General features: G+C 53.5%; 10 protein-coding genes and 1 pseudogene. 4 read left to right on the plus strand and 7 right to left on the minus strand.

What is annotated here, in order from left to right; genetic code table 11:
• Positions 1 to 195 precede the first annotated feature (195 nt).
• Positions 196 to 1,232: pseudogene (locus QMZ30_RS25890) on the plus strand (tyrosine-type recombinase/integrase).
• 646 nt (positions 1,233 to 1,878) lie between these two features.
• On the opposite strand, the gene QMZ30_RS11605 reads toward QMZ30_RS25890, so the two are convergent.
• The 7 genes from QMZ30_RS11605 to galB all read right to left on the minus strand — a co-directional run bounded on the left by QMZ30_RS11605 (position 1,879) and on the right by galB (position 7,969).
• Positions 1,879 to 2,454: a TetR/AcrR family transcriptional regulator gene (locus QMZ30_RS11605; protein WP_283227490.1), complete on the minus strand. Its 576-nt coding sequence runs from the start codon at positions 2,452 to 2,454 to the stop codon at positions 1,879 to 1,881.
• Positions 2,451 to 3,044 carry an NAD(P)H-dependent oxidoreductase gene (locus tag QMZ30_RS11610; RefSeq protein WP_283227491.1) on the minus strand — a complete coding sequence of 198 codons (594 nt, stop codon included), beginning with the start codon at positions 3,042 to 3,044 and terminating at the stop codon, positions 2,451 to 2,453. The genes QMZ30_RS11605 and QMZ30_RS11610 overlap by 4 nt, the downstream gene beginning before the upstream one ends.
• Before the next feature lie 121 nt (positions 3,045 to 3,165).
• Positions 3,166 to 4,395, minus strand: coding sequence for an MFS transporter (locus tag QMZ30_RS11615; protein ID WP_283227492.1), 1,230 nt, complete (start codon positions 4,393 to 4,395; stop codon positions 3,166 to 3,168).
• 155 nt (positions 4,396 to 4,550) lie between these two features.
• The gene (locus QMZ30_RS11620; RefSeq protein ID WP_283227493.1) at positions 4,551 to 5,423 is read right to left on the minus strand and encodes an NAD(P)-dependent oxidoreductase; all 873 of its coding nucleotides are present in this window, start codon (positions 5,421 to 5,423) and stop codon (positions 4,551 to 4,553) included.
• A gap of 10 nt (positions 5,424 to 5,433) precedes the next feature.
• Positions 5,434 to 6,516, minus strand: coding sequence for a 4-oxalomesaconate tautomerase (locus QMZ30_RS11625; protein WP_283227494.1), 1,083 nt, complete (start codon positions 6,514 to 6,516; stop codon positions 5,434 to 5,436).
• A complete protein-coding gene (locus QMZ30_RS11630; protein WP_283227495.1) occupies positions 6,513 to 7,235 on the minus strand; it encodes a 4-carboxy-4-hydroxy-2-oxoadipate aldolase/oxaloacetate decarboxylase in 723 nt (240 codons plus the stop codon). The genes QMZ30_RS11625 and QMZ30_RS11630 overlap by 4 nt, the downstream gene beginning before the upstream one ends.
• Positions 7,232 to 7,969: a 4-oxalmesaconate hydratase gene (gene galB / locus QMZ30_RS11635; protein WP_039336311.1), complete on the minus strand. Its 738-nt coding sequence runs from the start codon at positions 7,967 to 7,969 to the stop codon at positions 7,232 to 7,234. Before galB ends, QMZ30_RS11630 begins: the two co-directional genes overlap by 4 nt.
• Before the next feature lie 126 nt (positions 7,970 to 8,095).
• Between galB and QMZ30_RS11640 the strand changes: the two genes are divergently transcribed.
• From QMZ30_RS11640 to QMZ30_RS11650, 3 genes are all read left to right on the plus strand, one after another.
• Complete coding sequence (locus QMZ30_RS11640) at positions 8,096 to 9,328, plus strand: LysR family transcriptional regulator (protein ID WP_283227575.1); 1,233 nt, start codon at positions 8,096 to 8,098, stop codon at positions 9,326 to 9,328.
• Positions 9,329 to 9,562: 234 nt separating this feature from the next.
• Complete coding sequence (locus tag QMZ30_RS11645) at positions 9,563 to 10,942, plus strand: MFS transporter (protein WP_283227496.1); 1,380 nt, start codon at positions 9,563 to 9,565, stop codon at positions 10,940 to 10,942.
• A gap of 57 nt (positions 10,943 to 10,999) precedes the next feature.
• Complete coding sequence (locus tag QMZ30_RS11650) at positions 11,000 to 11,974, plus strand: VOC family protein (RefSeq protein ID WP_283227497.1); 975 nt, start codon at positions 11,000 to 11,002, stop codon at positions 11,972 to 11,974.
• Positions 11,975 to 12,035 lie beyond the last annotated feature (61 nt).

Raw genomic sequence — 12,035 nt, forward strand, 5'->3', positions numbered from 1 at the left:
CGGGCCGGATCCTGACCTTAACGGCCATTTGTACGATATGGCTCGGCCTGAATGCGAACCGGCGTAACGGAACCTGAGCGCAGGTGGTTATAACTCCGGCAGCGCTACGTAAAATCTGACGGGCATCTTGCCCTGCTCTTCCCTCAGAATTTACGTAGCGATGCCATCTGATAAGCGGGCGAAAACTGAGCAAATATGAGTGAACTCTCCGGTTTTACTGGTATTGCACTCAGCGGCAGCGCCGATGACGATCTCACCGCGAAGCGGGCCGCATTCGTCCGTCATCGCGAGGCCTTTTCGCCCAATACGTGGCGGCAGCTGCTGAGCGTGATGCGGATCTGCTGGCGCTGATCGCAGGAGAACCGGCGCTCGTTCCTGCCCATGTCGCCGGAGTACATGCAGGACTATCTTTCCATCTCCAGGCTATCGGCCGGGCAACCTAACAACCATATCGGCGCATGCCGCGCTGATTGCAATGTTACACCGTAACGCCGGACTGGTCTCTCCCACGGTTTCACCCGACGTTGTGCGCGCCAGAAAGAAGATCAACCGTACGGCCGTCGTCTTGGGAGAGCGCACCGGTCAGGCGGTCCCTTTCTGCCGGCCGGATCTGAACCCTCTGGATGCGGCCTGGAATAATTCGCCCCAAGCTTCAGCACCTGCGTGACCTCGCCTTTATGCAGGTGGCCTACGGCACACTGCTGCGCATGAGTGAATTATCCCGCCTGCGGGTGCGCGACATCTCACGCGCCGCCGACGGGCGCATCATCCTCGACGTGGCCTGGCCGAAAACCATCCTTCAGTCGGGTGGCATCGTCAAGGCGCTCAGCGTCCGTTCCTCTGAACGCCTGATGGAGTGGATAAATGCAGCGGGCATTGCAGGCGATCCCGATGCCGTGCTGTTCTGCCCCGTTCACCGGTCAAATAAGGTCACCGCGATTGCAACTGAGCCGATGAGTGCCCCGTGTCTGGAAGATATCTGGCGCCGGGCGAGGCATCATGCAGGTGAACAATCGCGGCCTAAAACCAACAAAGGGCGCTATGCCAGCTGGAGTGGCCACAGTGCGCGCGTTGGTGCCGCGCAGGATATGGCCAGAAAAGGCGTATCAATCGCACAGATCATGCAGGAAGGAACCTGGACCCAGACCCAGACGGTGATGCGGTATATCCGCATGGCCGAGGCGCACAAGGGAGCTATGGTTTCGCTGATGGAAGATAGCTGGTCGTTGTGATGAGATGCCCGGATGCACGTTCCATAAAAAATCCTTTCACTGCCATTAACGTTATTAAAATACGTTTAAATTATGCCATGCCTTATTAAAGGATGCTTTAATAACAGGGCGGTCATTTAAAATATCTTTTGTTAAGCACCCCCCTTCACCGTTCTTCGCCATATTACGGCAGACGCCAGAGCACGAAACTCCTGAAGCAGGATCGACAATGACCCATGAATGCTGTCACCCATACGCGTCTCTTCATCAAAGTCTGTCGGGAACATGACAGGTGGTGCGGATATCTTCGCGATCGTCAGCGATGTCTTCCGGGCCTGCGACAGTGTACAGACCTGACCGATAGCATCGCTGATGCCTGCTGAGGGCATGTGCTGGAATCGTGGATATGGGCGCTGAATCCGGCCGCAATGAAATGCACGTCACCGGTATCAGACCCGGCTTAACGGCGAGGTCTGTGGTCATTTGACACCGACTCCGTCTCGCTGTCTCAGCGTTAAGCAAGGCTGTAAAGCCCTGATACTGTCTGATTATTTCAATGGTTGGTTTAGCAAAGCTCGTTGGCAGCGGACTCCAGCTTGTTCCAGCAATCTGAATCAATCATGTCGAGACGCAATGGCATGGGTGTTCCTGTCGGCTGGGTAGAGTGTTACTGATGGCGTTCCACAAGCTTAATAATCAGCGCCTGAAGTTCGGCTAATCCTTGCTGCTGGCTGATGTCGCCGGACACCACCGCATTAGAAATCGCATCGGCAGCACCTAAAATGCCCCACATACTGGCTTGGGGGAGTGATGCTTCGGAAAACCAGCCTCGAAATTTCTCAATGAAGTCATGCTGATATTTACGCTTCACCTCAGCCAGTTCCGGCGTGCTGTCGAGCGCCGACAACACATCTGGAATTTCCCGTCCATGCGTTAACACGCAATCGACATAGCTGGACGCCACCACGTAAGCCCGATCGGTAAGGCTGTCACCGGCAGCGTTCATCGCCGCCTCGATGATGGCGTTCTGCCTCAGGTCGAAATCTTCATACAGCGCAGCGAGCAGACCATGGCGCGTACCAAAATGATCGTAGACCACCGGCTTGCTCACGCCAGCCTCTTCTGCCACGCGCCCTAACGTCAAAGCATCACTGCCCTGCTCTCGCACCAGATTCCACGCCACAGTCATCAGTTGCTGCCGTCGGGCTTGATGCGACATGCGCTGGCGAGTGGATGAGTTCATGCGGGTTCCTTGACGTTAAAAAGTCGCTGGCCAAGTTGATGTGCCAGCTCGAAGTGTGCGTCAGGATAATTTATATCGCCAGGTAACAACAGTTCACTGGTCATAACAGGTGCGCCGCAGTAGTCAAAAATACCCACGTCAATCTGCGTACGCATGCTGCTGAAATAACCGCGACGTAAATAAGTTCGCTGACTCGCTGCGCCCAGCGCCAAAAGGTGTACCTGTAATTTGCCGAGTTTTTTCACGACGTGTTGGCCGTCATCCTCGTACGCCCAGCCTTGAGTGAACACGCGATCTATCCAACCTTTCAACTGCGCGGGGAACGACCACCAGTAAATCGGGTAAACCAGCACCAGTGCATCGGCACGGTCCAGCCGTTGCTGCTCGGCCACGACGTCGGCTGGCGACGGGGCGGCTCTTTTGAACTGTTCAAAATCAGCCTGATTAAAGCGAGGATCAAACTGCTCTGCAGCCAGATCGGCAATTTCATAACTGTGCCCACCAGCAGCAATGCCTTGTGCCACCTGCGAGACGATGGTGTGAGTATGAGAATGGTGGTCTGGATGAGCTGTAACGATAAGAGCATGCATAGCGACAACCTCCAAAAGAATTAACCTACCAATGGTAACTTACTGTTGGTAGGTTGTCACATTTGAAGGGATGTGGCAAATCAGATCCATGATGGCTGGTGAAGCCCGAATCTAATGATTTTTAGACATCGTCAAGATTGATGCCAGTAGAGTTAGGCAAACACAGAGCGGCGACGATCCCAATGATATAAGATGCGATCGCAAGGGCCCCCATGGCATAACCCAGATGAATTTTACTGGAAACAATTCCCACTAAGGCTGGCATTAAAGAACCAAAGCCGCGACCAAAACTGGCACAAAACCCGGCGCCATTCCCTCGGATGTATGTTGAATAAAGTTCAGAAAATGCGGGCGTCAAACCTGAAGCCAGACCGCCTTGTAAGGATCCCAGGAAGAAACCCAGCACTAACGTAATATTCAGGCTCACATTAGCAAACATATAGATACTGACGACGGCTATTTGACCTATCAGGAAAAGGATGATGGTTTTCCATCGACCCAATCTGTCGCTTAATCTGCCATATATAAAGGGTCCCACTAATGAACCCAATATATTAATTGCCAGATAGCCAGACATAGATAATACCGGTAATCCTAACTCCATTCGCAAGTAGGTTGGAAGCCAGGTGATCATAATATATGCGCCGCCAAAAATTCCAGAAGCGAGTAGCGTCGCTGTAATCGTAATGCGTAGATTTTTACCTTTGAAAATATCACTGATGCTGCTTTTACTCTTGGCTTCCGCCATTTTCAAAAAGACCGGAGATTCCGGAACTAAACGACGAATGAACCAGACAAGAATGGCAGGAATAATACCGATCAGGAAAAAGAGTTTCCACGCTATCTCTTGAGGAAAAAAATTGAGCAGCACAGGCAGCACGGCTAACGAGATTGCGTAACCAATAGCGTAACCACTTTGGATAGAGGCGCCTACACGTCCTCGGTAGCTGGCGCGGATCACTTCGCTGATTAAGACCCCACCGACAACGACTTCGCCACCATAACCGAGTCCTTGAAGAAAGCGGACGATTAAAAATTGCCAAAAATCTCCGCATAGTGCGGTTAATGCCGTGAAGCAAGCCACCCATAAAACCGTCAACTGCATAACACGAATACGTCCCCAACGGTCGGCCAGCATACCCGCACTCCACCCGCCTAAAGCACTGCCAATTAAAGAGGCTGATCCTAAAATACCCGCCTCTGATTTTGTCAGGATTGCCAGGCTCAATAATATAGGCATCACCAGAGAATATATGGTGCTGTCCATCGAGTCGAGCGTGAATCCCCCAAGGCATGCCCACCATGTTTTTCGCTCATCCCTGTTTAACGTACTGTACCATCCCAATTTCATTGCTCACCTTCCGTTTTATAATAGTAATAGATTGAGCACCTTGTAGGTGTCGAGGGTTGTGATATTCAAATGCTTGGTAATTTAAAAAATAAGTAAAATCACCTTCGGTCAAAAATATCCCGAGGTTCCTTTATTGTTGTGCGGTAAAGACACAATTATTCCAGTCGGCAAAATGCATCCTGCCAGTTGAAAGGCATCAGGTCGTGATAGTTCACCCCTTTCGCCTGCATACTGGCGGGTAAAGCAGCCTGAACCTGCTGCGTCGCCTGGCTCATCGTGGCATTTAGCCCCACATCCTGTAGCGTTTTGATGACCTCACCCATCTCTTCAGCACGACGAACGCCATGTTCCGCAACGCGGCTGATTAAGTAGTGGGGTAATTGGTCGTTCCACCCCAGAGAGGGGAAGCTGGCATGCAGTGAGGAGAGAACCGCGTCTTCGACGCCGTATTGTTTTGCCGCACTCAGGCACTCTGTCGTGAGCGCTTCCAGCCCTTTGATCATTACGCTGCGGCACATTTTGATTGCCGATACTTCGCCAACATGCAGGCTGGCGGCGCTGGCCTGACAGCCTAAAGCATTAAAAATCGAAGCAGCATACTCTGCGTGGTTACCGCCCATCAGTAATGGTGTCTGAAGTCGTTTAGGGGGTACGGGCGCCATCACCGCCACATCCAGATACGCTCCAGCACCCGCCGCCACTGCTCGCGCGGCAGCGCGTTTGGTTTCCGGTGCAACGGAGTTAAAGTCGAGGAAGTACTGGCTGCTCCGCAATAATGGGGCTGCTTGTTGGGCTACCTCAAATGCATTAGCGGCGGTGACCAGGGACAATACCCAATCAGCGCCTTCCAGTGCCTCAGCAAGGGAACGGGCCGGGTGAACCGAACCCTGCTCAGTTGCTGCTTTTAACGTCTCGCCCGCAGGTGTGAGAAACTTTTTATCCCAGACACTGACTCTCGCGACCTGCGAGAGATCTTTTGCATAAATTTGCCCTGCTTCACCAAAACCAATAATGGCGATGTTCGTCATGTCCTGCTCCTTATTTGCCTGACCAGAGCGTGCCAGGAATCGCGACGGAACCTTCAAACAGCAAGCGAGCGGTACGAATCAGTCCGCTGTTAATGACGTAGCCGTTCAGGTCTTGGCTGAGCATGACGCTAAATTCCCCTTCCGGGTGTTCTATGGAGAGCCGATGCTCGATTTCAGCACTGACTTGTGCCACGCCTTCCGTTATCGCACCGGGGATCAGGCAAGCCGTGGCCACACTCACGGCACCCAGTACGCCGATAGAGGCATGGCAGCGATGGGGAATAAAGGTGCGAGTGGTGACGGTCCCTCCATTTACCGGAGGGGAAATCAGCGTCATTTTGGGGACGGTGCGCGTGCTGACATCGCCAAGATTCATGCGTAAACCGGCCTGTAAGCGAATGGATTCCAGCCGGGCCTTCAGCTCATCATCAGCGTCCAGCTGTTCACGGGTTTCCAGGCCGCTGCGTTGCAGATCGGCGGCGCGCACTAAGACCACAGGCATCCCGTTATCGATGCAGGTTACGTCAATGCCATCAAAGGTATCGCGTGCTTGCCCGGTGGGCAGTAATGCGCCGCAACTCGAACCGGCGATATCCTGGAAACGGATGACCTGCTCTGCCGCGCAACCGGGCACGCCGTCAATTTGCGTATCACCCTGATATTCCACTGCTCCGTCAGGCGTCGCGATTTGCGCTTCGGCGATCTGCCCGGTATTCACCATGAAAATGCGGACTCGCGTCAGGGGGCCCTGAACGGGAATCAGACCTTTTTCAACCGCAAACGGGGCCACGGCGGCCAGAATATTGCCGCAGTTCTGCCCGTAATCCACTTTTGCCTTATCAACGTTCACCTGAGCAAACAGGTAATCCACGTCGGCGTCTGAGCGTGCAGAAGCAGAGATAATCGCCACTTTGCTGGTCAGCGGATCGGCACCGCCGATGCCATCAATTTGTCGCGGATCGGGGGATCCCATCACCGCAAGCAGCACCGCGTCACGCAGTTGCGTCTCTTCTGGGAGATCGCTGGCCAGAAAACAAGCGGCTTTAGACGTTCCACCCCGCATCAGAACACAGGGAATTCGGGTCTGTTTCATGATGAAAGCTTCTGTAAATCGTCAAGGGAATCAAGGTAGCGCAACCCTTTTTCAGCGAGCTGTTCGCGCATCTGATAAATATCCAGACCGAGTTCACCTGATGCTAACCGCACGCGTTTACTCTCTTCATTGGCGACACGCTGCCGGGCAGCCTGTGCCACCGCGTCGGCATCAGCCCTCGGCACCACCACCACGCCATCATCGTCAGCGACCACGATATCGCCCGGATAGACCAACTGGCCGGCGCAGATCAGCGGGATATTCACGGAACCCAGGGTTTCTTTAACCGTTCCCTGGGCATAGACCGCGCGCGACCAGACAGGGAAGTTCATCTCGCGCAGCGTTTGACTGTCGCGAATACCGATATCGCCGACTAATGCCACGACACCACGTGCTTTTAACGAGGTGGCGAGGAGATCGCCGAAAAAGCCGTCATGGCAGTCAGATGTCGGTGCCACCAGCAAGACATCATCCGGTTGACACTGCTCGACAGCAACATGAAACATCCAGTTATCGCCAGGCGAGACCAATACCGTCACGGCACTGCCCGTCACGGTGACACCCTGCTGGATCGGCCGCACTCGCTTATCCAGCAAGCCCTGGCGCTGTTGGGCTTCGTGAACGGTTGCCACACCAAAGTGGGCGAATTCTTTGACCAGGGCACCATCGGCTCGCTGAATTTTGCGCACGACCAGGCCTTTTCTGTTCACCATGCTCATGCCAGATCCTCCGTCACGCGGGGGAACAGGCTCTGATACCCTTCACCGTGGGTAATCACCCGTGTTGAGGTAATGCCAGTATTGCGTTTGGCCTGCACGCCGCGCTGTAATGCGACGCGGGTATAGTATTCCCACAGATGTTCCTGCCCGGCCATACACTGAATCGCTTGGTATTTTTTGTCCCAGACCGAAGTAATATCCAGTAATACATCCGGTTTCCACTGGCACTGCTCGGGCTGGTGGGGTTCAAAACAGTATACCGGCGGTGCACCAATAATCGGCTCGCCGGGGCGATACCCCTCGGCCTGCGCGATGATGCGCGCTTCCTGCGTGAGATTTGCCGCAAGAGGATGATCGTAGTTATAGGGATCGGCAATCGAGTGTGTCAGGACAAAGTGAGGCTGAATGCGACGGAATACATCGGCCAGCCGGAATAATGTCTCTTTGTCAGCGCGTAACGGATAGTCGCCCAAATCAAAGAACTCAATACTCGCACCCAACACTTCAGCGGCCGCTTCCGCTTCCGTGCGACGGTGCTGTTTCACCGTCTCCTCCGTCATATTGCCTTTGCGCCATAGTTTCGCCGATTCGCCGCGCTCACCAAATGAGAGACAAACCACATGCACGTCATAGCCGCGTGCGCTATGCAGCGCGATTGCGCCGCCCGCCCGCCAGACGAAGTCAGCGGAATGGGCACTGACCACCAAAGCACTTTTTTTTGCTGCGTTTTCCATCTTATTTCCCTGCTGTTGCGTTTTTTTTATCCTGCCATGACCCTTCTGAGGCGAATAATGTCTTTCATTGCGCATGCTATGAGTTTTATTTATGTTGTGATGATGATCTCGTGGAGGGAAGACCGGATGACGAATAAGAGCGGCGAAGAATTTGATATAAAAATCATGCAACTAAGAGCGCTTTGTTTAATTGCAGAAAGAGGCACAATATCGAATGCTGCTGAATATTTATTTCGCACCCAATCTGCGGTCACGCGATCGATTCGTGATCTTGAACACACTTTAGACACGCCTTTGTTTGAACGGCATGCCAGCGGAATGCTGCTGACCGAGCAGGGGAAATGTGTGTTACCGCGTGCGCAGCGTGCGCTGCAAGAGCTCAACCGCATCCCGGCCTTGCTGGCAAGATTTAAACAGCGGGAAAGTGTGCGCGATGAGGCTGAGCCCATCTGGTTATTCAATGTGAGGCGGTTGAATATTTTTCTGCAGCTCTACCACCTGCACCATACGCAGAGTGTCGCCAATATGCTGGCGATCAGCCAACCCGCCGTCAGCGCCGCGCTTAAGGTGCTGGAAAAGGGGGCCGGTCAGGTGTTATTTCAGCGTTCGCCAAAAGGGATGATGCCGTCAGCGGCGGCACGTGAAATAGCACCGTATATCAGCCGGGCACTGAATGAAATTCGTCACATCCCGGAAGACCTGGCCGCACAGGATGGGAAATTGCAGGGCGTGGTTCACGTCGGCGCCCTGCCCCTGTGCCGCACTTCTCTGCTGCCTCGTGCCATCAGTCGCCTTGTCGCTGCCCATCCGGCAGTGAGAGTGGTGACCAATGAAAGTGCATACAGCTCGCTGGTGACCGAATTACGGGCGGGTGAGGTTGATTTGATTCTGGGTGCGCTGCGACAGATTGATGGAATCACAGATATTGATCATCAGGCACTGTTCAGCGAAGAGCTGGTCCTGTTGACCCGCCCTGGGCATCCCTTGGTCGGAAATCCCGTCATCCCTGAGGATTTCGCGCAGACGCAATGGATTTTGCCGCGGGCGAATACACCAGCCCGACACTTACTGGATCAGGCCTTTAAGACGTTGGGGATCGCCTCTCCTGTGCCTGTCGTGGAGAGTGGCGACCTTGCCATCGTGCGTGGCCTGTTGATGAATTCCGACATGGTGGCGGCCGTTTCCTGGCATCAACTGGAATACGAATTACGCGCTGGCACGTTGGTGCCTCTGAGCTTCACGCTGCCCGATACGCAGCGTGATATTGGCATTACGCTGCGCCATGGGGCGCTTCACTCTCCCGCTACGCTGGCATTGATTGAATCCATTCGCGCCGAAGCCGTCTCAGACATCATCTAAACGAAATGCATAGGGTGATTAACGCTAAACTGCATGAGTGGCAATCATGTCGGCGTTTTTCACCTGTTGCTTTCGCCAGAGACTATGCCAACTCGCTCACAATATAAATGTAACTCATACCTTTAAAAGGGTTTTTAAACAGACATAACGCGCCAGGCTGCATACCGTGTAATTGGATTGTTAATACGCAACGACAACAAAAATAACCTCAGTCCCTTTACCGAGAACCTACCCATGAACACAGAAAAACTGGTCGATATCAAAGCCTGGATTGATGCACGGCCTATTTCGCCCTTTCAGTGGCGCGTACTCTTTCTCTGCCTGATTATCATCATGTTCGATGGCTACGATGCTGCGGTGATGGGGTTTATTGCTCCCGCGCTGATTGAAGAGTGGCATATTTCCCGTGCCGCCATGGGGCCCATCCTCGGCGCTGCCATGTTTGGCGTGGCGATAGGCGCATTGATTGCCGGCCCTTTGTCCGATCGCTTTGGGCGCAAGAAAGTCATTCTGCTGTCGGTGCTGATGTTCTCCACTTTCAGCCTCGTCTGCGCATTTGCTACCACGCCTTTACAAATGGCCTTGCTGCGTTTTATCGCCGGCTTGGGGCTGGGGGCCGTTATGCCTAACTGCGTCACGTTGCTGTCAGAGTACATGCCTGAACGGCGCAAGGGCGTCATGATTACCTTGATGTTCAGCGGTTTTAATATCGGGTCTGGCTTGGGCGGGTTTATTGCGGCTGCATTGTTGGCGCACTATCACTGGTCTGCCGTACTGATTTTTGGTGGCGTAATCCCATTACTGTTGCTGCCATTCCTGGGCGTGCTGTTACCTGAATCCGCCTTCAATCTATTGGTGCGTAAAGCACCCCGTGCTCAGATTGCGGCTTTGCTGAACCGGATGGGCGGACATTTCACCCCGGATTCGGCCTTTATCCTCAATTCCCCTCGGATGAGTCGCAACAGCACCATTTCACAGCTGTTCCGTCACGGATTTGCTCGCGGCACCATCATTCTGTGGATGACTTACTTTATGGGGTTGTTCGTCATCTATCTGTTGAATGGCTGGCTGCCGACCATTATGCGATCCGGTGGCATTTCACTGGAGCAAGCCGCCGTGATTGCCGGTCTGTTCCAGCTTGGTGGTCCACTGGGCGGCATCATCGTTGGCGCGTTAATGGACAAGCTCAACGCGAAATATGTTATTGCCGTGGTGTACCTGCTGGGCAGCCTCTGTTTAATCGCTCAGGGGGTGTTTAACTTCTCTGGCGTTAACCTTGGCATTTTCATCTTCATCATCGGCATGTGCATTAATGGCGCGCAGAACGGGTTGCAGGTCTATTCGCCTGCCTATTACCCCACGGAAATTCGCGCAACAGGGGTGAGTTGGATGCACGGTATCGGTCGTACCGGTGCCATTTTAAGTTCTTCCGTGGGGGGCTTACTGATCGGGGCGTTTCCAGCACAGTCCGCCATCTTCTTCATCCTTGCTTTGCCCGCGCTGTTCGCCGCAGTAAGCATTGTGTTACACCGTAACGTATCACTTTCATTGAAAGTCAAAGGGGCGGACCTGGATGATCTTCCAGTGCTTTCACAAACCCTAAATAACCGGTGATGTTACGCTCTAAAAAAAAGCTAATTACCTTACATATTGTTTAACAGGAATTTCATTATGACGATTCAACTGCCGGAACCCTGCTTTGATATTGCCCATCTGGCTCACGTTGAGATTTATAGTGACAAATTTGAAGAGAGTCTCGACTTCTTTGTTAACGTCTATGGCCTGACCATTTCGGCTCAGGATGCGGATCATGCCTGGTTGCGTGCCTGGGATGATTACGAGTTTCACAGTCTGAAGTTGACTCGGCACCACACCACCGGAGTCGGCCATATTGCCTATCGCGCCAGTTCAGAAGCCGCTTTAATGCGACGTGTCGCGGCCATTGAGGCGAGCAAGTATGAGGTGCTGGGCTGGGTCGATAATGAGCAGGGGCACGGTCGTGCTTTTCGCTTTGCCGATCCCTTTGGGCATGTTTTCGAGATTTACTACTATACGGTGCGCTACCAGGCGGACGCCGAGGAACGCCCATCGCTGAAAAATTTGTCACAGCGTTATCATGCACGCGGCGCCTGCCCACGCCGTCTTGATCATCTCAATCTGTTAGCCGCCGATGTCAGCGAGTTCAAAAACTTTATGGAGACGTGCCTGGGCTCACGCGTCACAGAGATGATTCAGCTGGATAACGGCCGCATTGGCGGATGCTGGTTCACTATCAATAATAAAACCTACGATCTGGCCTGTACGGAAGAGCACGGTGGCGGCAACGGACGTCTGCATCACGTCACCTACGCCACGGATACGCGCGAAGATATTCTGCGTGCAGCCGACATCTTTTTGGAGAATGGTATCCACATTGAGACCGGTCCACACAAGCACGCGATACAGGGCACGTTCTTCCTATATGTCTGGGAACCTGCGGGCAATCGCATTGAACTGGCTAATTCAGGGGCGCGATTAATTCTGGCGCCTGACTGGCAAACGGTCGTCTGGACGGAAGCTGAAAGGAAAAAAGGCCAGGCGTGGGGGCTGAAGACCATTGAAACCTTCCATACGCATGGTACGCCGCCATCTCGTTCTAACGGTTAAATTCCCTGCCATATTAGCCGTGCGGACAGCATCAGCTGTTCGCTGGCTGATTGACGTCAAC

The organism is Pantoea sp. EA-12, assembly GCF_030053355.1.
Classification (GTDB): Bacteria; Pseudomonadota; Gammaproteobacteria; order Enterobacterales; family Enterobacteriaceae; genus Pantoea; species Pantoea vagans_C.